Genomic DNA, 23,261 nt, shown 5'->3' with positions numbered 1-23,261 from the left:
TTTGCGCGCAGGGCCGGGTAGTCAACCAGAAAACCGGCCCATAAAAAAGGCCTCCCGAAGGAGGCCTCTTTGCTACGTCAAAACTGCTGACGTGACTGGATCAGCAGCTGTAGTACAGCTCGTATTCCAGTGGGTGTACGAAGGTGCGTACTTTGATTTCTTCTTCGCTTTTCAGAGCGATGTAAGCGTCGATGAAGTCGTCGCTGAAAACGCCGCCCTTGGTCAGGAACGCACGACCTTTGTCCAGCTCTTCCAGGGCTTCTTTCAGGCTGCCGCAAACTTGTGGGATCTCTTTGGCCTCTTCAGGCGGCAGGTCATACAGGTTTTTGTCAGCTGCGTCGCCAGGGTGGATCTTGTTCTGGATGCCGTCCAGGCCAGCCATCAACAGTGCAGCGAAGCCCAGGTACGGGTTGGCTGCTGGATCCGGGAAGCGCGCTTCGATACGGCGGGCTTTAGGGCTCGACACGTAAGGAATACGGATGGAAGCAGAACGGTTACGAGCCGAGTAGGCCAGCATTACCGGAGCTTCGAAACCTGGGACCAGACGCTTGTAGGAGTTGGTCGACGGGTTGGTGAAGCCGTTCAGGGCCTTACCGTGCTTGATGATGCCGCCGATGAAGAACAGGGCGGTATCGGACAGACCGGCATAACCTTCGCCAGCAAAGGTGTTCTTGCCATCTTTGGAGATGGACATGTGAACGTGCATACCCGAACCGTTATCGCCGTACAGAGGCTTAGGCATGAAGGTAGCGGTGCGGCCGTAAGCGTCGGCAACGTTGTGTACGCAGTACTTGAGGGTCTGAACTTCGTCAGCCTTCTTGACCAGCGTGTTGAACTTGACGCCGATTTCGTTCTGACCGGCAGTCGCCACTTCGTGGTGGTGAACTTCGATGACCAGGCCCATTTCTTCCATGGCATTACACATGGAGGTACGGATTTCGTGGTCGTGGTCGAACGGCGGAACAGGGAAATAGCCGCCTTTCACGCCTGGACGGTGGCCTTTGTTGCCGCCTTCCACGTCCTGGTCAGACATCCACGAACCTTGTTCGGAGAAGATCTTGAACATGGAGCCGGAGATGTCGGACTTGAACTTCACTTCGTCGAAGATGAAGAATTCTGGTTCCGGACCAACGAATACGGTGTCGCCGATACCGGTGGACTTCAGGTATTCCTCGGCACGGTGAGCGATGGCGCGTGGGTCGCGGTCATAGCCTTGCATGGTCGAAGGTTCGATGATGTCGCAAACCAAGATGATGGTTGGCTCTTCGGTGAACGGGTCGAGCACGGCTGTGCTGTCGTCCGGCATCAGGATCATGTCGGAAGCTTCGATGCCTTTCCAGCCAGCAATGGAGGAGCCGTCGAACATTTTGCCGATTTCAAAGAAATCTTCATCCAGCGCGTCGCGAGCCGGCATGGTCACGTGATGCTGAGTGCCTTTGGTGTCCGTGAAGCGCAGATCAATCCACTTAACGTCATGATCTTTGATGAGTTGAACCGACTTCGACATGGTGTCCTCCGGGTGGCTTCGGGCCGTTTTATGGTTTAGGCCCTTAGAATTTGGGTGATGCCGGCGCGAATACTCGGCTAAGGCAACCTGCCTCACAAGGGAGCAAATTGCATGCCAGTGCCCCGTGTTGGGTTTTTTGCGTCAAACACGCTCTTTATAGGGGGGAAAACCGATTTTTACTAATTCCTGCGCACCTTAATGACGCGGACAACTAGTCGACAGGTCCGTTTTGGTGCATCGATGATTGGTTGCACGATAACTGGTTAAACCTTGAGCAATTTCCGCTATAATCCCGCCCCCTCTTTTTCGGCTGGCACCTCGCGCGCTGTTTACATGAAACTAATCGTAAAAGTCTTCCCCGAAATCACTATTAAAAGCCGGCCGGTGCGCAAGCAATTCATCCGCCAGCTGGCCAAGAACATCCGTACCGTGCTCCGTGATCTGGACCCGGCGCTGGTGGTGGGAGGCGTGTGGGACAATCTTGAGGTTCAGACGCGTATCACTGAGCCCAAGACCCTGCACGAGATGACTGAGCGCCTCAGTTGCATGCCCGGCATCGCCAACTTCCTGCAGGTGGCTGAATACCCGCTGGGCGACATGGACGACATCCTGGCCAAGTGCAAACTGCACTACGCCGATCTGCTGCCGGGGAAGATTTTTTCCGTGCGCTGCAAGCGTGCCGGCAAACATTCGTTCAGCTCGATGGACGTCGAGAAGTACGTCGGCAGCAAGCTGCGCATCGAGTGCGGTGCTGCCGGAATCGACCTGAAAAAGCCGGAAATCGAAGTGCGGATGGAAATTCGCGACCAACGGTTATTTGTGATTCACAGCCAGCACAACAGCATCGGCGGCTATCCACTGGGCGCGCTCGAACAGACCCTGGTGTTGATGTCCGGCGGTTTCGATTCGACGGTCGCGGCCTATCAGGTCATGCGGCGCGGGCTTATGGCGCACTTCTGCTTCTTCAACCTGGGCGGTCGTGCCCACGAACTGGGCGTGATGGAAGTCGCGCATTTCATCTGGAAGAAGTACGGCAGCTCGCAAAGAGTGCTGTTTGTCAGCGTTCCTTTCGAGGAAGTTCTCGGAGAAATTCTGCAGAAAGTCGATAACAGTCATATGGGTGTAGTTTTGAAGCGTATGATGTTGCGCGCTGCATCCTCTATTGCTGATCGCCTGGAAATCGGCGTGCTGGTAACCGGCGAGGCGATTTCCCAGGTGGCCAGCCAGACGCTGCCGAACCTGTCGCTGATCGATGCGGCCACTGACAAGCTGGTCTTGCGCCCGTTGATCACCAGCCACAAGCAGGACATCGTCGATCAGGCGGTTGAAATTGGCACTGCCGATTTCGCCAAGCACATGCCTGAGTATTGCGGGGTGATTTCGATCAACCCCAAGACCAACGCCAAGCGCAACCGCGTTGAGTACGAAGAACAACAGTTCGACATGGCGATTCTCGAGCGAGCGCTGGAGAATGCCAAGCTGGTCTCGATCGATCGGGTAATCGACGATTTGAGCCGCAGCATCGAGATAGAGGAAGTCAGTCAAGCGCTGGCAGGTCAGGTCGTCATCGACATCCGTCATCCGGATGCCCAAGAAGACCAGCCGCTGCAATTGTCTGGCATTGAAATACAGGCGCTGCCGTTCTATGCATTGAACAGCCGCTTCAAGGAACTGGATAACACGCGCCAGTACCTGTTGTATTGCGACAAAGGCGTCATGAGTCGCCTGCATGCTCATCATTTGCTCAGTGAGGGGCATGCCAATGTGCGCGTTTATCGACCGAGCTAAGTGCCCGGGGCTGTTTGCCTGTGGCTTGCGTCACCGGCCCCCCGACGCCAGTCGTCTAGCCGTAACGGCTTTTGGCCGACTCTAACGTTATAAATAGCTGTCTAGATTTATTCAGCTGACCGAATCCTCTGATCGAGATACACAAGTGATCGAAAATCTACGCAACATCGCCATCATTGCTCACGTTGACCATGGTAAAACCACCCTGGTAGACAAACTCTTGCGTCAATCCGGCACCCTGGAACGCGGTGAGCTCAACGACGAACGCGTGATGGACTCCAACGACCAGGAGAAAGAACGCGGTATTACCATTCTGGCGAAAAACACCGCTATCAACTGGAACGGTTACCACATCAACATCGTGGATACCCCGGGCCACGCCGACTTCGGCGGTGAAGTAGAGCGTGTGATGTCGATGGTTGACTCCGTTCTGCTGCTGGTTGACGCTCAAGACGGCCCTATGCCGCAAACCCGTTTCGTGACCAAGAAGGCTTTCGAAGCCGGCCTGCGTCCAATCGTGGTCATCAACAAGGTTGACCGTCCAGGCGCGCGTCCGGACTGGGTTCTGGATCAGATCTTCGACCTGTTCGACAACCTGGGTGCTACCGAAGAACAGCTGGACTTCCAAGTCGTTTACGCGTCCGCGCTGAACGGTATTGCCGGTCTGGAACACACCGCCATGGCGGAAGACATGACCCCGCTGTACCAGGCGATTGTTGACCACGTTCCTGCTCCAAAGGTTGACCGTGAAGGTCCGTTCCAGATGCAAATCTCGGCACTGGACTACAACAGCTTCCTGGGCGTCATCGGCGTTGGCCGTATCGCTCGCGGCAAGGTCAAGCCGAACACCCAGGTTGTAGCGATCGACGCTGACGGCAAACGCCGCAACGGCCGTATCCTGAAACTGATGGGTCACCACGGTCTGCACCGCATCGACGTTGAAGAAGCAGCTGCCGGCGACATCGTCTGCATCAGCGGCTTCGACCAGCTGTTCATCTCCGACACTCTGTGCGACCCACTGAACGTCGAAGCGATGAAGCCGCTGACCGTTGACGAACCAACCGTTTCCATGACCTTCCAGGTAAACGATTCGCCTTTCTGCGGTAAAGAAGGCAAGTTCGTCACCAGCCGTAACATCAAGGAACGTCTGGACAAAGAGCTGCTGTTCAACGTTGCTCTGCGCGTTGAAGAAGGCGACACCGCTGACAAGTTCAAGGTTTCCGGCCGTGGCGAGTTGCACCTCTCGGTACTGATCGAAACCATGCGTCGTGAAGGCTTCGAAATGGGCGTTGGTCGTCCTGAAGTGATCATCCGCATCGTTGACGGCGTCAAGCACGAACCGTACGAAAACGTCACCATCGACCTGCCGGAAGAGTCCCAGGGCGCGATCATGGAACAGATCGGTATCCGTAAAGGCGACCTGACCAACATGGTTCCGGATGGCAAAGGGCGTGTTCGCCTTGAGTACAACATCCCGGCTCGTGGCTTGATCGGTTTCCGTAACGAGTTCCTGACCCTGACGTCCGGTGCCGGCATCCTGACCAGCATCTTCGACCGTTACGACGTAATGAAGTCCGGCGACATGTCCGGCCGTCAGAACGGCGTTCTGGTTTCGGTTGCTACCGGTAAGGCTCTGACTTACTCGCTGGAAACCCTGCAGGCACGTGGCAAGCTGTTCCTGGGCCACGGCGAAGACGTGTACGAAGGTCAAATCGTCGGCATCAACAGCCGCGACAACGACCTGGGTGTAAACCCAACCAAAGGCAAGAAGCTCGACAACATGCGTGCTTCCGGTAAAGACGAAACCATCGCTCTGGTTCCGCCTATCCGTTTCACTCTGGAACAAGCGCTGGAATTCGTTCAAGAAGACGAACTCTGCGAAGTGACTCCAAAGTCGATCCGCCTGCGTAAGAAAATTCTTGGCGAAAGCGAGCGTACCCGCGCTGCCAAGAAAAGCGGCAACTGATTAATCAGTTAGTCGGCTAAAAACAAAACGCCCCCGACCGCAAGGTCGGGGGCGTTTTTGTTTGTGTGGTCATTGAGTAACTTCAACCCGCAAAAAGGGCGGGCATCGTAGGACCGGCTTTAGCCGGGAGGGCGCTAGTCGGCTCGGAACAAATTTGTCCCAGGTAGACCGCCCTCCCGGCTGAAGCCGGTCCTACAGAATGAATGTTACTTAGAACTTCGGAAACGGCGTGCTGGTGTTGTTCTTCAGCGTGCCGGTGTCCTGACGGACCAGATCCTTGGGCTTGTAGGCGCAATAGCCGGGACGCGGGCCGACCTTGGGGTGGTTGCGGCAGGTGTCCGGGCGTTTCTCGTAGATCGTGCACAGGCGGCTCTTGCGATCCAGGTACAGGCAGTCGTTGTTGCTCATGCGCTGCAACGTGAAGATCTCGGACTTCTGGTTGTAGCGCTCGACGATGCCTTCCTTCTGCAAACGCTTGGCGATGTTCTTGGCCGGCTCCCCGCGCTCGAATTCATCGACGATGCCGATGCGGATCAAATCCTTGATCTTCACTTCAACAGGCAGCGTGCAGCAGCTGGAAATACAGCCCCCGCACATATGGCTGGAGTATTTGGCCCAGGTATCGATACGGTCGAGTTCTGCGGCGGCGATCAAGGTGGGCTTCATGTGAATACGGTTCCGGGTGTATCGGGCGCGGGATGATACCGGTGTCCGGGATAATCGAGTAATTAAAAATGACGAATACGACTGCCGGGCACTTGATTTTGTGGGAGCGAGGCTTGCCCGCGAAGAACGATAACGCGGTTTGTCTGTCTCACCGCGTTGACTGATTCGCGGGCAAGCCTCGCTCCAACAGGGTTTGCGTGAGACTTTCGATCTGCTCCTGCCGTTCAGCCTGGCTCAGCCTGGCCCCCGGATTGAGCGACGACCATTGCGGGTGCGCGCGCGCCTTGTGCAAGGCTTCGGGGAGTTTGCCTTCGCGCCAGGTCATGTCCTGCGGCGTGGTCAGCTTGATGCTTTCCATCGCCGCATGACCTCGTGCGCCGAGGGCTTGCAGCAGGTGACGCTGACGCAACGCCAGCAAGCGCAACACCGCGTCATCGACGGTCAGTTCGCGCTGGCCCTTGATCTTGCCCAGCAAGCGGCCGCCGTAACTGCGGGCGGTCTGCAATGCGCCGCCGGCAATCGCCCCGACCAACGCCGCCGCGCCCAGGGTGATGCCGCCCACCAGCAGATCAACGCCCGCTCCAGCCGCCGCGCCCGCCGCAATACCGCCACCGACCCGCACGCCCAGTTGCTTGAGGGTTTCCGGGTTGAACAAATCATCGCCCCAGCGACCATCCAGCAGCGGCAGATCACTGGCCGCCGCGTCCTGCGTGCGAAACGCATACAGCTTGAGCAGCGCCTCGACACAACGCTGTTCCCGCTGACGCACCGCCTTGCGCAGTTCATCAATGGCCAGTTGCTCCTGGCCGGATTCGGTCGACACGCTGCGTCGGCATGCTGCGCAGTCGATCAGCAGCTCGGCAATCAACCGCGCCGCGCTCTGGCGTCGGGTTTCGCGCTGGGCTTCCTGATCCAGGATCAGGCGCTCCAACTGGCCGCGTGAATTCTCCAGCAGCAGTGCGAGGCTTTCATACAGGCGCCGCTCGCCATCTTCCGGTGGCGCGACGCTGTCGAAACGTACCAGCGCATGCAGGCCAAGCCGCGCCAGGGCTTCACGCCAGGCCGGTTCGCGATGGTCGGCGCTGCTGACGAAATTCAACACCGGCAACAGCGGCTTGCCGCAACTGGCCAGCACCGACAGTTCGTCACGGTATTTCGCCAGCACCGGCTCGCGAGCATCGATCACATACAACCCGGCATCCGACGCCAGCAGTTGGCGCAAGACTTTGGCTTCCTGCTCGAAACGCTGCCGCGCCTCGCTGCCCTCAAGAAACCGCGCCAGCCGCGCCGGGCCATCAAGCCGCTCGCCGGGACGATCCAGGCGCTCCAGATAATCCAGCAGCGCGATGGCGTCTTCCAGACCGGGCGTGTCGTACAGCTCCAGCAAAGCCTCGCCATCCACCGACAACCGCGCGCCTTCCACATGGCGGGTGGTGCTGGGCCGATGGGAGACTTCACCAAAGCCGACGTCGCGGGTGAGTGTGCGCAGCAACGAGGTCTTGCCGACATTGGTGTGGCCGACGACGGCGAGTTTTAGTGGGCGAATCTTCTCGGTCTTACTCATCACCCGTCTCCAGCCAGTTAAGCGGCGCAGTTTCGGTCCACTTCAGCTCCAGCTGTTGCAGCCCGGCATGCCAATCGCTGACCCGGTCTGCATCCAGATTCTGACCCGCAGGCGCGGCGAGCAGCCATACTCGGGTGCTCCCGGCGCAGCGCGCCAGCTCGGCGATCAGCGCCAGGCTGCCACGGTCTGGCGAGCGTCGTGGGTCGCAGGCAATGACCAATCGCGCCGGAGGAAAGCGCGTCAGCTGGTCGAGCAGTTTTTGTCGGGACTCGCGACTGTCGAGAATCCCGGCATCTGCAACAGTTGCCGGCAGCGCGGGCGGCCATGGCTGATCGTCATCCAGTTCGATGGCGACCAGCAACGCGCCTTCACTGTTCTGGCTGCCGTGCTGCGGGGCAATCTGCGGCAACAATTCTGGCGCGGCATCACTGACGCCAAGCCGTTCGCTGCTGGGCATGAGGCGTTCGCGCAGCTCGCTGTAACCGGGCAGGCTCAGGTCCAGGCTCAACGCCGCGCGACCGCGTTTCCACAGCGACAAGCAAACCAGCGCCAGGATCAAACGAGGCACGATACCGTAGACCAGCAAAACGCCCACTAGCCATGCGGCCCAGGCTTGCCTTGCGGACTCGACCACCAATGCGCTGTCGCCGCTGGCGCGGATCATGGTTTCGCTCGGCACGCTGAACCCCAGCATTGCCGGAAGCGTGCCGAGGGTTTGCGTCAGGCTGACAAAGGTGTCGCTGCCCAGAATCGTGGTTTCCCAGACGAAGCCGTAGCGCCGCGTCGCCATCAGCATCAACAGCAACACCAGCGCGCTGACCAATGCCAGCAGCCATAAGCCATGCACCAGCGCACCTAAGGCCCAGCGATTCAGGCGTCGGCGTTGCAGCAGCAGAATCAGGGCCGGTGCCAGTTGCGCGGCCTGGGCATCGCGGGCGAGCTTTTCACTCAACCACAGCCACAAGCGCCCGAGGCTGGCTGTGCTTCCCCCGGCGAAGGCCAGGCCCAAGGCCCAGCTGATCAGCAGAATCAGGTTCAGCCCGAGCAAGCTGCCCAGCGCCCAGAACACATTGACCGGCTTCTGCCCGTCGCCCATGGCCGCGAAGGCCAGTCCGGCGCCGCTGATGACCGCCAGAATCGCCAGCGCAATAAACGCCAGCCGCGCGCCTTGTTTCCAGCGGCGCAGTGCTTCGAGCATGCCATCGCGCTCGGCCAGCCACAGGGCACGATGCACAATGCGGCTCGGCAGGTCGCCCGCTTGAGCGCGGGCGCGGCGGTTGGCTTCAAGGTCGTCGAGTTGACCGGCCTGTTGTTCGCGCAGACGCACGGCTTCGGTCAGCCAGAGGTTATCGAGTGGGGTCAGAGCAGTCACACGGCGTCTCGTTGGTAAAGTCAGGGATGAGCATAACCTCTGCGTCGTGCATTCGAGCGAAAAGCACGGTACGAATTCACTGCCGTGCTCTGCTATTCTCGCCGCCATGAAAACTCAACTGCCCCTCAGCCTGATTGCCGCTCTTGGTGAAAACCAAGTGATTGGCGTCGACAATTCCATGCCCTGGCATTTGCCGGGGGACTTCAAGTATTTCAAGGCGACCACTCTCGGCAAGCCGATCATCATGGGCCGCAAGACCTGGGATTCGTTGGGTCGACCGCTGCCCGGTCGCTTGAATCTGGTGGTGACTCGCCAGACGGATTTGCAACTGGAAGGTGCCGAAGTCTTCACCTCGCTGGAGTCCGCCGTTACTCGTGCCCAAGCATGGGCGCGGGAGCAGGGCGTCGATGAAGTCATGCTGATTGGCGGCGCGCAGCTGTATGCTCAAGGCTTGCCGCAAGCTGATCGGCTGTACCTGACCCGCGTGGCACTGAGCCCTGAGGGCGATGCGTGGTTTCCAGAGGTTGATCCGGCTCAGTGGGTTTTGGTATCAGAGGTGTTGAATCCAGCGCTGGATGGCAAGCCGGCGTACACCTTTGAGGTGTGGCAACGCAGGTGAATCGGACACCTGTAGGAGGGGACTTGTCCCCGAATGCGATGGTCCTTACAACGAAAATCCGGAAAATTGACACCGCCTGATCCACCGCCTTCGGGGACAAGTCCCCTCCTACGCTATGTTCGGTGTCAGTCCCGCGTAACCCGCAAAAAAACCTCGCGAACAAGTCGCTGCTACGGTCACAAAAATGTCGCAATCGGCGAATCCCGTCGTGAATCGTTCCCGACATGACGCCCTCGGAACGCGCGCGGTCGCTGACGCACTCAAACAGTAACGGCAATTTGCTACGGTCGAACCTCTAAATATCCGGGGGGGGAAACCATTATGAAATTCGCGCCAAAACTACTCGCTGTCGCGCTGTGCCTGGGTCTTGCCGGGCAGGCGCTGGCCACCGAATTGACGCACTGGCCCGAGCCTGCCGCCAAGGCGCTCAACGCCATGATCACGGCGAACGCCAACAAGGGCAATTACGCGGTGTTCGACATGGACAACACCAGCTACCGCTTCGACCTCGAAGAATCGCTGCTGCCGTTCATGGAAAACAAAGGCCTGATCACCCGCGAAAGCCTGGATCCCTCCCTCAAGCTGATGCCGTTCAAGGACACCGCCGACCACAAGGAAAGCCTGTTCAGTTATTACTATCGCCTGTGCGAAGTGGACGACATGGTCTGCTATCCGTGGGTCGCGCAAGTGTTTTCCGGCTTCACCCTCAAGGAACTCAAAGGCTACGTCGACGAGCTGATGGCTTCGGGCAAACCGGTGCCGGCGACCTATTACGACGGCGATGTGGTCAAGAAACTCGACGTCGAACCGCCCCGGATCTTCACCGGCCAGAAAGAGCTGTACAACAAGCTGATGGAAAACGGCATTGAGGTCTATGTGATGACCGCCGCTTCCGAAGAGCTGGTGCGCATGGTCGCGGCCGATCCGAAGTATGGCTACAACGTCAAACCGCAAAACGTCATTGGCGTAACCACCCTGCTCAAGGATCGCAAGACTGGCGAACTGACCACTGCGCGCAAGCAGATCACCGCCGGCAAATATGACGAGAAGGCCAACCTCGGCCTGGAACTCACCCCTTATCTGTGGACGCCAGCGACCTGGATGGCTGGCAAACATGCGGCAATCCTGACCTACATCGACGAATGGAAGAAACCGGTTCTGGTGGGCGGCGATACGCCAACCAGCGATGGCTACATGCTGTTCCACGACGTGGACGTGGCCAAGGGCGGCGTGCATCTGTGGATCAACCGCAAAGACAAGTACATGACCCAGCTCAACGGCATGATGGCCAAGCACGCAGCAGCTCAGGCCAAAGAAGGCCTGGCGGTGACAGCGGACAAGAACTGGGTGATCGTCAAGCCGGAGGACATCCAGTAAGGAGCCTGCCGGGATTTGCGCGATCTCACCGATTCCGCGCTGATTCCGCGCTGTAGGACCGGCTTTAGCCGGGAGGGCCGTCCTTTGCATCCGTGCACATCTTGGCGGCGAACGCTGCTCGCGGCTGAAGCCGCTCCTACGGGGGCTGTGCCGACCCCGCTACCCCACAAAAAACCCGGCATCTCTGCCGGGTTTTTTGTTCTAGCCAATCAAGCTCAAGGCACCAGTTTGTCCAGCAACGCCTTGTCGCGCACGGCGCCTTTGTCGGCGCTGGTGGCCAGCAGGGCGTAGGCTTTCAGCGCGGTGGTCACTTTACGTGGCCGCACTTCGACCGGCTTCCAGCCTTTCTTGTCTTGCTCGGCACGGCGCTCGGCCATTTCCGCGTCGTCGATCATCAGGTTGATCGAGCGATTCGGGATGTCGATCAGCACTTTGTCGCCGTCGCGGACCAGACCAATCGCGCCGCCCGCCGCTGCTTCCGGAGAAGCGTGACCGATGGACAGCCCCGACGTACCGCCAGAGAAACGGCCGTCAGTCAGCAGCGCGCAATCCTTGCCCAGACCTTTGGATTTCAGGTACGAGGTCGGATAGAGCATTTCCTGCATGCCCGGGCCGCCTTTCGGGCCTTCGTAACGAATGATCACGATGTCGCCAGCTTTCACTTCGTCAGCAAGAATGCCGCGCACCGCGCTGTCCTGGCTTTCGAAAATCTTCGCGTTGCCTTCGAACACGTGGATCGACTCGTCCACACCTGCGGTTTTCACCACGCAGCCATCCAGCGCGATGTTGCCGTACAGCACGGCGAGGCCGCCTTGTTGCGAGTACGCGTGCTCGACACTGCGGATGCAGCCGTTCTCGCGGTCGTCGTCCAGGGTTTCCCAACGGGTCGACTGGCTGAATGCCGTCTGTGTCGGAATACCGGCCGGGCCAGCCTTGAAGAAGGTGTGAACCGCTTCGTCGTCAGTCTGGGTGATGTCCCATTTGGCGATGCCTTCGGCCAGCGTCTTGCTGTGAACAGTCGGCAGATCGGTGTGCAGCAGGCCGCCACGGGCCAGTTCGCCGAGGATGCTGAAAATCCCGCCCGCGCGGTGCACGTCTTCCATGTGGTACTTCTGGATGTTCGGCGCGACTTTGCACAGCTGCGGCACTTCGCGGGACAGACGGTCGATGTCGCGCAGATCGAAATCGATCTCCGCTTCCTGGGCCGCTGCCAGCAAGTGCAGGATGGTATTGGTCGAGCCGCCCATGGCGATGTCCAGCGTCATGGCGTTTTCAAAAGCCTTGAAGTTGGCAATGTTACGCGGCAATACGGCCTCGTTGTTTTCGATGTAGTACTGGCGGCACAGGTCGACGATGGTGCGGCCAGCTTGCAGGAACAGTTGCTCGCGGTCGCTGTGGGTCGCCAGTTGCGAACCGTTGCCCGGCAAGGCCAGGCCCAGCGCTTCGGTCAGGCAGTTCATCGAGTTGGCAGTGAACATGCCGGAACAGGAACCGCAGGTCGGGCACGCGCTGCGCTCGTACTCGGCGACTTTCTCATCGCTGGCGGTATCGTCAGCGGCGATGACCATGGCGTCGACCAGGTCCAGACCGTGGGCGGCCAGCTTGGTCTTGCCGGCTTCCATCGGGCCGCCGGAAACGAAGATCACCGGGATGTTCAGGCGCAAAGCCGCCATCAACATGCCGGGGGTGATCTTGTCGCAGTTGGAGATACAGACGATGGCGTCGGCACAGTGGGCGTTGACCATGTATTCCACGGAGTCAGCGATGATCTCGCGGCTCGGCAGCGAATACAGCATGCCGTCGTGACCCATGGCGATGCCGTCATCGACCGCGATGGTGTTGAATTCTTTCGCCACGCCACCGGCGCGTTCGATTTCACGGGCAACCAGTTGGCCCATGTCCTTCAGATGCACGTGCCCCGGTACGAACTGGGTAAACGAGTTGGCGACGGCGATGATCGGTTTCTTGAAATCCGCATCCTTCATCCCGGTGGCGCGCCACAAGGCACGAGCGCCGGCCATATTGCGGCCGTGGGTGGACGTTTTCGAGCGGTAATCAGGCATGGAGCACTCCTGGCGGCTAATCAGGTAAATAGGTAAGGGAGTGAGCTTCTAGTGTCGTCACACACAAACGGCAGTGACCGGATGTTGCGAAGGAAACCGAAAGCGCTACGGGATCGCCGTACGCTCGGCCTGAGCTCATAAACCCGCCGGGGATGACTGGCGATGGATAAAGACGATTCTACACCTGTAGAAGCACAGTGGAATGGCAGGAAGTCGGAGAGGGGGGAATTAGCGTGGATGATAGTGGGGTTGAGGCGCCTGCTGCGAGATGCAGCCTGACTCATGCCGTTGAATCGATCCTGCCCAATCAGCGGCTTCAAGCCCTGTCCATCGCCTCATTCAGCGATTTTTCCAGATCGGCCTTGTAGCGCAGGTAAAGGATGCTTTGGCCGTGGTCGTCACCCAGCAGGCCTGACAGGTCGAGATCGGTGATGTAGCAGCGGTAGCGTTGTGGTTCGTGGCGCTGGGCCAGAATCTGCCGCGCAACGGCGCTGTACAGCTGGTCGCCATATTCCAGTTCGGAAAACTCATTGTTGTTGCAGTACAGCGTGACGCTGACTTGCCCCGGCGAGGCTTCTTCGACGATGGCCTGTACATCATAGAAAGGCTTGTCCACGGCCGTCGGCGCGGCGCGGGATTCGATGCGGCGGGCGCGTCCCGGACCGGAGGGCAAAACCTGGTAATACAAGGTTTCCAGGGATACCGGTTCCAGAGGATTTTCCAGGGGCAGCATCGCGCCCCGGCGATAAACCAGCGAATGGAAAAACCGCTGCAACGGCAACAGCAGGCTCGACTCGTCGTGGTAAGGCAGGCGCTGGTGCCAGAGCGCGTTATGTTCGTCGAGCACGTAAACATCGGCGTCCGGCTCGTTCAGGCGGTAAAACACCTGAATACACTCGGGCTGGCCGTGGGGCAGGATCAGCGAAAGATCGTGTTCGTCCAGCGCATGCGGGTCCAGATGCAGCGGGCTGTAGCGCGCCAACTCCTCGCCCAGATATTCGAACAGCCCGGAAAGACTGTTGATCACCACGTGGGTGACCCGACCAGGCACCATTTCCAGCACGTGATACTGCTGCTGCACCTGGATCAGATAGCGATGGTTCAGTCGCCGGGCCAGCAGCAATTGGGCGGTGGCCACCAGTTCTTCGACACGTTGCGCAATGGCAGGCGCGCGGTTGTGGCAGAAGCAGCGCACCCGCACTCTCGGTTGTGTCGAGCCTTGGGGCATGCTGCTCAGCAGTTCGCTGAGGCAGTCGAGCAATGCAAAGGGTCCGTCAAAGCGGCTGACGAGGATTTCGTTCCAGCTATTGACAGTGATCTGATCGAGCGTCAGCACCAGGTTTTCCCGCACGCCCGCATAACTCAGGGAATCGGTGCGCTCGGTGGTCATCAGGATATTCAGATCCCGATGATGCTTGAGCGGATCGACGCCGACGTTGACCAGCAAGAGGATTTCCCCGGGAATACTGGCGTTCAGTAGGCGCTCTTCGCTCACCACTTCCAGCGGCACAGGGATCGTCTGTTGCAGCGCGCCCAGCAGGTTGAACAGCTCGAATTCGGTCAGGTCGCTGGTGCCCGGATGCAGGGCGAGCCGGGTAGTGGTGTCGATGACGTTGTTGCGATGACACCAGGTCAGCAGGTCGAGCAGTTCCCGGCTGCGCTTGATCGGCGAGAAATTCTGCCAGTCATGCGCGGCCAGATTGCCGTTGTACAGCGCCCACTGGTTTTTCCCCGGCTCACGCTTGTTGCGTGACTGCACCAGCGTCAGGGTGTCTTCAGCCAGGTCCGGGGCGATGCCGGGGTTGATGAATTCAACCTTGCCAGCCTTGCGCTCGAATGCAGCATAAAGGCGGCGACCAAGGACGTTGAGATCCCGGGCATTGATCGAGTTGGCGACCTTGTGTGTGCGGGCGAACTGCGTCAGGAAGCGATAGCTGTAATTCAGCTCGTTGACCAGTGCGCGGCGCTCGTGGGCGACCTGACGCACTTTCCACTGGCTGCGACTGTCGAGCAACGCCAACTGGCGCTCATCCCAGCCCCATTCCTGAGTCAGGCGCTCCAGCAACACGCGCTGCCAACCGGGATTGCGCAGCCGCGCGGCACCGGTCAGCTTTTTGTTCACTTTCAGGTACAGGCTACGGCGCACCAGCTCCAAGCGTTCAAGCTCGCCGCGGTCGGTGAGGTATTCCTCAATCCGGCGATACACCACCATGTACGGATCCAGTTCATCCAGATCCAGCTGATTGGCGAATACCGCGTGCTTGAAGCGCATGCTCAGGCACTGCACGCGCGGATGTTCGCTGGCGTAGACCTCGGTCAGCAGCAGCTTGAGTACGGACTTGTAAGGCGATTCGATGCCCTTGAACAGCTGCCACAGCCCGGCGCCAATGAATTCGCCTGGCGGAATCCGCGCCATATTGCCCAGGTCGAGGATTTCTTCGGCGCGAATGAAGCGCTTGGACAACAAGGTGTGGGTGTATTCGGCGTAGCGCTGCTCTTCGTAGGTCGGGACCAGCCACCACAGCGGCGTACGCCCGGCGAGCCAGATGGCGGTGCGATAGAACTCATCAAGCAACAAGTAATGCTGGGTGGTGCCGCAGTCTTCGGAGCTGAGCTGCGCATCCCGTTCGCCCAGCACAAAGCGTTGCGGATCAATCAGGAAAAAATGCGCTTCGGCGCCTTGGCTGTCGGCCCAGGCTTCCAGTGCCTGGCACTTCTTGCGCAGCTCTTCGATGGCTTCAGCGGGCAAGTCCGGTTCGTGGCAAACCCAGACATCCATGTCGCTTTGTTCCGCCTGAGCCAGCGTGCCCAGGCTACCCATCAAAAACAGCCCGTGAATCGGCTCAGGCGCATTGGCGCGTCGGGTCTTGTAGGAAAAGGAGCGGGTCAACCGTTGCGCTTCGGCCAGCGCCAGCGCATTTGGCTCGTACTGCGAGACGCCAGCGGGCGTGCTGCCGGATACGTAGCCGGGCAACAGCGGATGATTGACGTGGAAAAACAGCGGCAAGAGCGTCAACACCGATTGTTGCCGGGTAGACAAACCCTCCATGGCGCGGGCAAACCGGCCACTGTTCAATGCCAGAAAGCGGGCACGCAGCTGCGTCAGCACCTTTCGGTCGATGCCTTCATCCAGGTCGGGACGAATTTCAAAATTACGCGTCATCGCAATTCAAACCGGCTGCCGGAGCTCGTAAGGGTGATCATTCAGAATGAACGTGACGGCGGGCAGTTACAGTCTGAAAGCGAACACCTTCAGCGAGGTTTTTGTTCTGGCGCCAATTTTCTATCGGCCGCAGATTTTGTAAATGAAGGGTCCGTCAGAGCTTTTTTGCTGGCGGACCCTGTCTGAGCTCAAGCGGCTTCTTTGGCTACGTTCAATATGGTCAGCAACGACTGGGCGTGTTGAGCGGCTTCAAGCCCCAGGCTTGTCAGATAGCCTCCATCGACCTGCGTGGTCAGTCCTTTTTCGAAGAGTCTTTGGGCAGCGGCAATGGCGGTCGGGGCAGCAACGTGGTGGACTTTCAGCCCTTCAAGGGTATTGCCCAGATTGAACAGTGCGAGGATTTCCAGTTCGGCAACCAACTCAGGGGTATACGACATAGGTGCTCCAGACTTTTCTAGTGATACGCCGCGCTGGCCGGCGGGCTCTCTGGAATCGACAGGTCTGTGCTGCGCTTGTCGGTTCTGGATGACCGTTAAGGCTGGCTTGGCGTGACAGCCCCAGGGTGTTTCATGGCAGCGGGGCATTTGCAGTGTAGCCACAGTCTGAAATTTTTGCAGGGCTTATCTTGAGGGCCGTCAATCGAGCCGGATCATGCTTCTGGCGGCAACTCGGGCAGCTTGCGCAGCGCCTGTTCATACCACTCGGTATCAAACGGGCGGTCTGCTTCCAGCAGCGCATCGATTTCGACGGCCAGGACATGGGCCATCAGTTGCAGGATTTCTTCTCGCTCGTAGCCCACCAGGGTCAACTTGTTGAACGTGGCTTTGGCGGCGGGCGGGTTGTCGCTTTCAATCTGGTTCTCGATGGCCTGGATCAGGGTCGATTCTGCAAATTCTTCTTCGTCGTTGTCGATGGCGTCGGTCATGGCGTGCTCCTCGGAAATGGCCGCCAGTTTACCCGTATTGGGCACCAGAGTGATTCACAGACTCGGGAAACGTTGCAGGAGCGTTCTGTCAGCGAATTCTGAATTTTCCGGCGCCTTGCGTCGCGACCTCCCGAGTCCTGAAAAGCCTCTTAAAATCCATACTGTTCAAGGACTTGAGTCTTAACCGGTCAGGAGGCCCGCAATGCTGAAGCTGTATGGATTTGCCGCGAGCAATTATTTCAACATGGTCAAACTGGCGTTGCTGGAGAAGCAACTGCCCTTCGACATGATCCCGCTGCATGGCTGCCAGAACCCCGCTGTCCTGGCCATCAGCGCCCGTGGCAAGGTGCCGATCCTGCAAACCGCGCAGGGTTTTATCAGTGAAACGGATGTCATCCTGGGTTATCTGGAGGAAGTCTATCCGGCCCATGGCCTGGTACCCGCCGACCCATTCGAACGCGCGCAAGTCTGGACGCTGGCCAAGGAAATCGAGCTGTATATCGAGCTACCCGCACGGATTTGTTACGTCGAAGTCTTTTTCGGCGGCAGGCCGACGCCGCAGACGCTGAAAGACAAGGCGCAACGGGATCTGATCAAGGGTTTTGCGGCTTTGAAGCAACGCGCGCGCTTCGCACCTTATGTTGCGGGAGAGGCTTTTACGGTGGCGGATCTGTACTTTTTGTACAGCGTCGACCTTGCCCGGTCAGTGGGCAAACAGTTGTTTGATACGGATTATCTGCAAGACATGCCCTGCGCACGGGCATTGATTGCGCGCCTGGCGCAAAATCCCCACGTGCAACGCATCGCCATCGACAAGGACGCCGAGCTTCCGGCGTTTCTGAAGCGGGTAAGGCCGTCATAAGTATTACCCGTTGGAGCGAGGCTTGCCCGCGAAGGCGTCATTTCAGGCGAAATATATCGCTTGGAATTCAATTCGCGGGCAAGCCTCGCTCCAACGGGCTTGCTATTAACGCGCCGCCAGCAACGCCTGACCACGTACCACAGCGGCCTTGACCTGCGCCGGTGCGGTGCCGCCGATGTGGTTACGGGCGTTGACCGAACCCTCCAGCGTCAGCACGGCAAATACATCCTGCTCGATCTGAACGCTGAATTTGCGCAGCTCTTCCAGGCTCATTTCCGCCAGGTCCTTGCCGCTTTCCACGCCGTATTTCACAGCGTGACCGACGATTTCGTGGCAATCACGGAATGGCAGGCCGCGACGCACCAGATAATCCGCCAGATCGGTCGCGGTGGAAAAACCACGCAGCGCCGCTTCACGCATGATGGCGTGCTTGGGCTTGATCGCCGGGATCATGTCGGCAAACGCCCGCAACGAATCGCGCAGGGTATCGGCGGCATCGAACAGCGGTTCCTTGTCTTCCTGGTTGTCCTTGTTGTAGGCCAGCGGTTGACCCTTCATCAAGGTCAGCAGGCCCATCAAGGCGCCGAACACGCGGCCGCTCTTGCCGCGCACCAGTTCAGGCACGTCGGGATTTTTCTTCTGCGGCATGATCGAGCTGCCGGTGCAGAAACGATCAGGCAAATCGATGAACTGGAACTGCGCGCTGGTCCACAGCACCAACTCTTCGGAGAAGCGCGACAAGTGCATCATCGCAATGCTCGCCGCAGAGCAGAATTCGATGGCGAAGTCGCGGTCCGACACGCTGTCCAGGGAGTTGCCGCCCACGACGTCGAAGCCCAGCAGCTTGCAGGTCAGTTCGCGATCAATCGGGTACGTCGTGCCGGCCAGCGCCGCGCTGCCCAGGGGCATGCGGTTCAAGCGTTTGCGGCAGTCCACAAGACGCTCGTAATCCCGGCTGAGCATTTCGAACCAGGCCAGCATATGGTGACCAAACGTCACCGGCTGCGCGGTCTGCAGGTGAGTGAAACCCGGCATAATGGTCTCGGCTTCGCGCTCGGCCTGGCCCAGCAGGCCTTGCTGCAGACGGGTGATTTCGCTGAGGATCAGGTCGATCTCATCGCGCAACCATAGGCGGATATCGGTAGCAACCTGATCGTTGCGGCTGCGACCGGTGTGCAGCTTCTTGCCGGTGACGCCGATGCGGTCGGTCAGGCGCGCCTCGATGTTCATGTGCACATCTTCCAGATCGACGCGCCAGTCGAAACTGCCCGCTTCGATCTCGGCCTGGATGCTGTTCAGGCCGTCGACGATGGTGTCGCGCTCGGCGTCAGTAAGAACGCCGACCTTGGCCAGCATCGTTGCGTGGGCAATCGAGCCCATAATGTCGTGGCGATAAAGGCGTTGGTCGAAAGTGACGGAGGCGGTGAAGCGCGCGACGAAGGCGTCGACGGGTTCACTGAAGCGGCCGCCCCAGGACTGGTTGGTCTTGTCGGTGCTCATGGATTCGCTCGTTGATCTGCTGAAATTGGCGTGCCCGCGATAATAACAGGTTGCAGTTTTTTTATTGCGAGGCGGCTTGCCGCTGACCACCGCAACGTTGAGACTGAGCCGATGCGAAATGATCCCCTGAAGCACCGCCAGCCTGACGAACAAGGCAAGGAATTCTTCCTGCCTGAACTGTGCCTGCCTCAGGCGCTGTTGGTACTTGTGCTGCTCGCGGAACTGCTGGTGATCGTGCTGGTGCTGGTCGAGCCGATGCGCACCGGTTTCGACTGGGTGCGTCTGGCCCTGATGTCGCTGTTCGTGCAATGGATCGTCCTGCTTTCCGCAGCGTTATTGTGCGGTCTGCGGCCTTGGCTGGCGCGCTTGCCCGCTGGCATGGCAGGGCTGATCGGCTGTCTGCTGGTGGTGGCGCTGACGCTGATCTGTACGGCGGTCACCGATATCTGCCAGCTGACCGGCCGGCTCAATCCGGGCGGCATGGTCGAACGCTATCTGCGCTACGCCCTGATTGCGCTGATCATGTCGGCATTGATGTTGCGTTATTTTTATCTGCAAAGTCAGTGGCGCAAACAGCAGCAGGGCGAGCTGCGCGCCCGTATCGAGTCGCTGCAGGCACGGATCCGCCCGCACTTTCTTTTCAATACGCTCAACAGTATCGCCAGTCTGGTAGTGACCCAACCCGCCAAGGCCGAGCAGGCGGTGCTGGACCTGTCGGACCTGTTTCGGGCGAGTCTGGCCAAGCCGGGCAGCCTGGTGACGTGGCGCGATGAACTGGAATTGGCAAAACGATATTTATCGATTGAGCAATATCGTCTTGGCGAGCGTCTACAGTTGGACTGGGCGGTGAGTGCAATTCCAGACGACTTGCCAATTCCCCAGCTAACCTTGCAGCCATTACTGGAAAACGCTTTGCTTTATGGAATCGCACCTCGCGTTGAAGGTGGTGTCATAAAGGTGGAAGCGGACTATAAAAAGGGAGTGTTCATATTGTGTGTCAGCAATCCCTATGACGAAGTTGCCACCCGGCAGACGTCCAACGGTACTCAACAGGCCCTGGTAAATATCGGTGCACGCATTACGGCACTTTTTGGCCCGCACGCCAGTCTGAGCGTGGAGCGCCGTGACGGTCGTCACTTCACCTGTCTACGCTATCCTTGTGCGAGACTCACGCAGGAAGCCAGAGCAATATGAATGTCCTGATCGTTGATGACGAACCCCTGGCCCGCGAACGCCTGAGCCGATTGGTCAGCGAAATCGAGGGTTACCGGGTATTGGAACCTAGCGCCGCCAATGGCGAGGAAGCCTTGACGCTGATCGACAGCCTCAAGCCGGATATCGTGTTACTCGATATTCGTATGCCGGGCATCGATGGCCTGCAAGTCGCAGCAAAATTGTGCGAGCGGGAAAACCCGCCCGCTGTGGTCTTTTGTACTGCACACGACGAGTTCGCCCTTGATGCCTTCCAGGTCAGCGCTGTTGGCTACCTGGTAAAACCTGTGCGCCCCGAGCATTTAGTCGAAGCGCTCAGGAAGGCCGAACGCCCCAACCGCGTGCAACTGGCGGCGATGACCCGCCCTGCTGCGGAAAGCGGTAACGGCCCGCGCAGCCATATCAGCGCGCGCACCCGCAAAGGTATTGAACTGATCCCGCTGGATCAGGTGATCTTTTTCATCGCGGATCACAAATACGTCACCTTGCGTCACGAGGGAGGTGAAGTGCTGCTGGATGAGCCATTGAAGGCCCTTGAAGACGAGTTCGGCGACCGCTTCGTGCGTATCCACCGCAACGCGCTGGTAGCCCGCGAGCGAATCGAACGCCTGCAGAGAACACCTTTGGGGCATTTTCAGTTGTTTCTCAAAGGTCTCAATGGCGATGCATTGATCGTCAGCCGTCGGCATGTGGCCGGGGTGCGCAAGATGATGCAGCAGCTCTAGATTTAACTTTTGTGGGAGCAAGCTTGCTTGCGAAGGTGATATTCAGGTCGCATCCGTGCTGGATGGACCAACGCATTCGCGAGCAAGCTCGCTCCCACAAAGCTTTGTGTCCGCTGATTCCTTGACCAGGATCAACCCTCCACAACGCTCTGTTCACACAGCGCTGAGTCGTTTTGCCTGAGCTGTTATTATCCGTGGCAACCATCAAGTACGGATTGATTCATGTCCTCTCGCGAAATTCGCATTGCCACTCGCAAAAGTGCGCTAGCCCTCTGGCAGGCCGAATACGTCAAAGCCCGGTTGGAGCAGGCTCATCCCGGCTTGATCGTGACGCTGGTGCCCATGGTCAGCCGCGGCGACAAACTGCTCGATTCCCCGTTGTCGAAAATCGGCGGCAAAGGCCTGTTCGTCAAAGAACTGGAGACAGCCTTGCTGGAAGATACGGCCGATATCGCCGTGCATTCCATGAAAGACGTGCCGATGGATTTTCCGCCTGGCCTGGGCCTGTTCTGCATCTGCGAGCGTGAAGACCCGCGCGACGCGTTCGTCTCCAATAACTTCGCCAGTCTTGAGCAACTGCCTGCCGGCAGCATCGTCGGCACGTCGAGCCTGCGTCGTCAGGCGCAGCTGTTGGCGCGGCGCCCGGACCTCACCATTCATTTCCTGCGTGGCAACGTCAACACCCGGCTGGCCAAGCTCGATGGCGGTGAATATGACGCGATCATCCTTGCCGCCGCCGGCCTGATTCGCCTGGGTTTCGAAGACCGGATCACCGCCAGCATCAGCGTCGAGGACAGCCTGCCAGCCGGTGGCCAAGGCGCGGTTGGCATCGAATGCCGCAGCGCCGATGCGCAAATTCACGCCTTGCTCGCACCGTTGCATCACGCTGACACCGCCGTGCGGGTCATTGCCGAACGCTCCCTGAACAAACACCTCAATGGCGGTTGCCAGGTTCCCATCGCCTGTTATGCCGTGCTCGAAGGCGATCAGATCTGGTTGCGCGGACTGGTCGGCGATCCTTCCGGCGCCTTGCTGCTGCACGCCGAGGCCCGCGCGCCACAGGCCCAAGCCCAGGCGCTCGGCGTGCAGGTCGCTGATGCATTACTGGCCCAGGGCGCCGCGAAAATCCTCAAAGCCGTTTACGGTGAGGCGGACCCGGAATGACCGACTGGCGACTGCTGCTGACCCGGCCTGCCGAAGAGTCGGCAGCGCTGGCGCAGACGCTCGCCGATGTCGGCATCTTCAGCAGCAGCCTGCCACTGCTTGAAATCGAACCTGTACCGATCACTCCGGCGCTGCGTTCGATACTCGATGATCTCGATCACTACCGCGCCGTCATTGTGGTCAGCAAACCCGCCGCACGCCTGGGCCTGGCTTTGCTGACCGAGCGGTGGCCGGTGCCGCCGATCCAGCCATGGTTCACGGTCGGCGAAGGCACCGCGCAGCTGTTGCAGGAACATAATCTGGACGTGAGCTGGCCCGAACAGGGCGATGACAGCGAAGCCTTGCTTGAGCTGCCCCGGTTGCAACAAGCCGTCGCCTTGCCCGGAAGCCGCGTGCTGATCATGCGTGGCGAAGACGGCCGCGAGCTTTTGGCCGAGCGTTTGCGGCAACTGGGTGCTAGTGTCGACTATCTGCCGCTGTACCGCCGCAACTTGCCGCTGTACCCGCCGTCGACGCTCATGCAGCGTGTGAAAGCGGAACGCTTGAACGCGCTGGTGGTCAGCAGTGGACAGGGTTTTGAACACTTGCGTCAGTTGGCGGGCGATGCCTGGCCTGAACTGGCGCAGTTGCCTTTATTTGTACCGAGCCCTCGCGTCGCTGAACTGGCGACGCAAGCCGGGGCTCGAACAGTTGTGAATTGCCGGGGCGTGAATGCCGCGGCCTTGCTGGCGGCGTTGCGGGAACAACCCGGACCCGTGCAGATTTTGTGAAATTCAGACGCATTGATC

Annotated in this window: 18 protein-coding genes; 9 read left to right on the top strand and 9 right to left on the bottom strand. The window is 59.2% G+C overall.

The genetic code is table 11. The features are described 5' to 3' along the window. Window positions 1-100: 100 nt before the first annotated feature. Window positions 101-1,507 carry a glutamate--ammonia ligase gene (gene glnA / locus AFK24_RS08625; RefSeq protein ID WP_020291936.1) on the bottom strand — a complete coding sequence of 469 codons (1,407 nt, stop codon included), beginning with the start codon at window positions 1,505-1,507 and terminating at the stop codon, window positions 101-103. A 333-nt stretch (window positions 1,508-1,840) separates the two neighbouring features. Here glnA and thiI point away from each other — a divergent pair, with 333 nt between their 5' ends. Continuing rightward, a complete protein-coding gene (gene thiI / locus AFK24_RS08620) occupies window positions 1,841-3,295 on the top strand; it encodes a tRNA uracil 4-sulfurtransferase ThiI (RefSeq protein ID WP_065832847.1) in 1,455 nt (484 codons plus the stop codon). Between the two features lie 145 nt (window positions 3,296-3,440). Next, the gene (gene typA, locus AFK24_RS08615) at window positions 3,441-5,261 is read left to right on the top strand and encodes a translational GTPase TypA (protein ID WP_065832846.1); all 1,821 of its coding nucleotides are present in this window, start codon (window positions 3,441-3,443) and stop codon (window positions 5,259-5,261) included. Window positions 5,262-5,471: 210 nt separating this feature from the next. On the opposite strand, the gene AFK24_RS08610 is transcribed toward typA, so the two are convergent. The 3 genes from AFK24_RS08610 to AFK24_RS08600 all read right to left on the bottom strand — a co-directional run bounded on the left by AFK24_RS08610 (window position 5,472) and on the right by AFK24_RS08600 (window position 8,863). Beyond that, window positions 5,472-5,927 (bottom strand): YkgJ family cysteine cluster protein, encoded by a 456-nt coding sequence (locus AFK24_RS08610; protein WP_065832845.1) that lies wholly within the window; start codon window positions 5,925-5,927, stop codon window positions 5,472-5,474. A 148-nt stretch (window positions 5,928-6,075) separates the two neighbouring features. Further along, on the bottom strand, window positions 6,076-7,491 hold the full coding sequence (locus tag AFK24_RS08605; protein WP_065832844.1) for a GTPase/DUF3482 domain-containing protein: 1,416 nt from the start codon (window positions 7,489-7,491) through the stop codon (window positions 6,076-6,078). Beyond that, window positions 7,484-8,863: a DUF2868 domain-containing protein gene (locus tag AFK24_RS08600; protein WP_065832843.1), complete on the bottom strand. Its 1,380-nt coding sequence runs from the start codon at window positions 8,861-8,863 to the stop codon at window positions 7,484-7,486. The genes AFK24_RS08605 and AFK24_RS08600 overlap by 8 nt, the downstream gene beginning before the upstream one ends. 106 nt (window positions 8,864-8,969) lie before the next feature. Between AFK24_RS08600 and AFK24_RS08595 the strand changes: the two genes are divergently transcribed. Together AFK24_RS08595 and AFK24_RS08590 are read left to right on the top strand one after the other, a co-directional pair. Continuing rightward, window positions 8,970-9,482 (top strand): dihydrofolate reductase, encoded by a 513-nt coding sequence (locus AFK24_RS08595; protein ID WP_065832842.1) that lies wholly within the window; start codon window positions 8,970-8,972, stop codon window positions 9,480-9,482. A gap of 321 nt (window positions 9,483-9,803) precedes the next feature. Continuing rightward, window positions 9,804-10,859 carry a phosphorylcholine phosphatase gene (locus tag AFK24_RS08590; RefSeq protein WP_065832841.1) on the top strand — a complete coding sequence of 352 codons (1,056 nt, stop codon included), beginning with the start codon at window positions 9,804-9,806 and terminating at the stop codon, window positions 10,857-10,859. Window positions 10,860-11,074: 215 nt separating this feature from the next. Here AFK24_RS08590 and ilvD read toward each other — a convergent pair whose 3' ends face one another. From ilvD to AFK24_RS08570, 4 genes are all read right to left on the bottom strand, one after another. Further along, the gene (gene ilvD, locus AFK24_RS08585; RefSeq protein ID WP_065832840.1) at window positions 11,075-12,922 is read right to left on the bottom strand and encodes a dihydroxy-acid dehydratase; all 1,848 of its coding nucleotides are present in this window, start codon (window positions 12,920-12,922) and stop codon (window positions 11,075-11,077) included. 316 nt (window positions 12,923-13,238) lie between these two features. Further along, entirely contained in the window at window positions 13,239-16,085 is a 2,847-nt protein-coding gene (locus AFK24_RS08580; RefSeq protein ID WP_065832839.1) for a class I adenylate cyclase, read from the bottom strand. Window positions 16,086-16,273: 188 nt separating this feature from the next. Beyond that, on the bottom strand, window positions 16,274-16,522 hold the full coding sequence (locus AFK24_RS08575; protein ID WP_020291946.1) for a TIGR02647 family protein: 249 nt from the start codon (window positions 16,520-16,522) through the stop codon (window positions 16,274-16,276). A 212-nt stretch (window positions 16,523-16,734) separates the two neighbouring features. Continuing rightward, entirely contained in the window at window positions 16,735-17,010 is a 276-nt protein-coding gene (locus tag AFK24_RS08570) for a hypothetical protein (RefSeq protein ID WP_065832838.1), read from the bottom strand. Between the two features lie 202 nt (window positions 17,011-17,212). Here AFK24_RS08570 and AFK24_RS08565 point away from each other — a divergent pair, with 202 nt between their 5' ends. Further along, on the top strand, window positions 17,213-17,872 hold the full coding sequence (locus AFK24_RS08565; RefSeq protein ID WP_065832837.1) for a glutathione S-transferase family protein: 660 nt from the start codon (window positions 17,213-17,215) through the stop codon (window positions 17,870-17,872). A 105-nt stretch (window positions 17,873-17,977) separates the two neighbouring features. On the opposite strand, the gene argH is transcribed toward AFK24_RS08565, so the two are convergent. Next, entirely contained in the window at window positions 17,978-19,372 is a 1,395-nt protein-coding gene (gene argH / locus AFK24_RS08560) for an argininosuccinate lyase (RefSeq protein WP_065832865.1), read from the bottom strand. Window positions 19,373-19,483: 111 nt separating this feature from the next. Between argH and AFK24_RS08555 the strand changes: the two genes are divergently transcribed. From AFK24_RS08555 to AFK24_RS08540, 4 genes are all read left to right on the top strand, one after another. Continuing rightward, window positions 19,484-20,566, top strand: coding sequence for a sensor histidine kinase (locus AFK24_RS08555; RefSeq protein ID WP_065832836.1), 1,083 nt, complete (start codon window positions 19,484-19,486; stop codon window positions 20,564-20,566). Next, window positions 20,563-21,309, top strand: coding sequence for a LytR/AlgR family response regulator transcription factor (locus tag AFK24_RS08550; RefSeq protein ID WP_065832835.1), 747 nt, complete (start codon window positions 20,563-20,565; stop codon window positions 21,307-21,309). Before AFK24_RS08555 ends, AFK24_RS08550 begins: the two co-directional genes overlap by 4 nt. Window positions 21,310-21,531: 222 nt before the next feature. Continuing rightward, a complete protein-coding gene (gene hemC, locus AFK24_RS08545; RefSeq protein WP_065832834.1) occupies window positions 21,532-22,473 on the top strand; it encodes a hydroxymethylbilane synthase in 942 nt (313 codons plus the stop codon). Then, entirely contained in the window at window positions 22,470-23,243 is a 774-nt protein-coding gene (locus tag AFK24_RS08540; protein WP_065832833.1) for a uroporphyrinogen-III synthase, read from the top strand. The genes hemC and AFK24_RS08540 overlap by 4 nt, the downstream gene beginning before the upstream one ends. The last annotated feature ends 18 nt before the right edge of the window (window positions 23,244-23,261 follow it).

The sequence above is a fragment of the Pseudomonas syringae genome (assembly GCF_001698815.1).
Classification (GTDB): Bacteria; Pseudomonadota; Gammaproteobacteria; order Pseudomonadales; family Pseudomonadaceae; genus Aquipseudomonas; species Aquipseudomonas syringae_A.
The sequence above is the reverse complement of the archived record's forward strand: the minus strand, read 5'-3'. Positions and strand labels throughout refer to the sequence as shown.

Bases quoted from the DNA above. Each gene is read 5' to 3' on its own strand.
- glnA (WP_020291936.1), bottom strand. From the start codon at position 1,507: ATGTCGAAGTCGGTTCAACTCATCAAAGATCATGACGTTAAGTGGATT.
- thiI (WP_065832847.1), top strand. From the start codon at position 1,841: ATGAAACTAATCGTAAAAGTCTTCCCCGAAATCACTATTAAAAGCCGG.
- AFK24_RS08610 (WP_065832845.1), bottom strand. From the start codon at position 5,927: ATGAAGCCCACCTTGATCGCCGCCGCAGAACTCGACCGTATCGATACC.
- AFK24_RS08605 (WP_065832844.1), bottom strand. From the start codon at position 7,491: ATGAGTAAGACCGAGAAGATTCGCCCACTAAAACTCGCCGTCGTCGGC.
- AFK24_RS08595 (WP_065832842.1), top strand. From the start codon at position 8,970: ATGAAAACTCAACTGCCCCTCAGCCTGATTGCCGCTCTTGGTGAAAAC.
- AFK24_RS08590 (WP_065832841.1), top strand. From the start codon at position 9,804: ATGAAATTCGCGCCAAAACTACTCGCTGTCGCGCTGTGCCTGGGTCTT.
- ilvD (WP_065832840.1), bottom strand. From the start codon at position 12,922: ATGCCTGATTACCGCTCGAAAACGTCCACCCACGGCCGCAATATGGCC.
- AFK24_RS08580 (WP_065832839.1), bottom strand. From the start codon at position 16,085: ATGACGCGTAATTTTGAAATTCGTCCCGACCTGGATGAAGGCATCGAC.
- AFK24_RS08575 (WP_020291946.1), bottom strand. From the start codon at position 16,522: ATGTCGTATACCCCTGAGTTGGTTGCCGAACTGGAAATCCTCGCACTG.
- AFK24_RS08570 (WP_065832838.1), bottom strand. From the start codon at position 17,010: ATGACCGACGCCATCGACAACGACGAAGAAGAATTTGCAGAATCGACC.
- AFK24_RS08565 (WP_065832837.1), top strand. From the start codon at position 17,213: ATGCTGAAGCTGTATGGATTTGCCGCGAGCAATTATTTCAACATGGTC.
- argH (WP_065832865.1), bottom strand. From the start codon at position 19,372: ATGAGCACCGACAAGACCAACCAGTCCTGGGGCGGCCGCTTCAGTGAA.
- AFK24_RS08555 (WP_065832836.1), top strand. From the start codon at position 19,484: ATGCGAAATGATCCCCTGAAGCACCGCCAGCCTGACGAACAAGGCAAG.
- AFK24_RS08550 (WP_065832835.1), top strand. From the start codon at position 20,563: ATGAATGTCCTGATCGTTGATGACGAACCCCTGGCCCGCGAACGCCTG.
- hemC (WP_065832834.1), top strand. From the start codon at position 21,532: ATGTCCTCTCGCGAAATTCGCATTGCCACTCGCAAAAGTGCGCTAGCC.
- AFK24_RS08540 (WP_065832833.1), top strand. From the start codon at position 22,470: ATGACCGACTGGCGACTGCTGCTGACCCGGCCTGCCGAAGAGTCGGCA.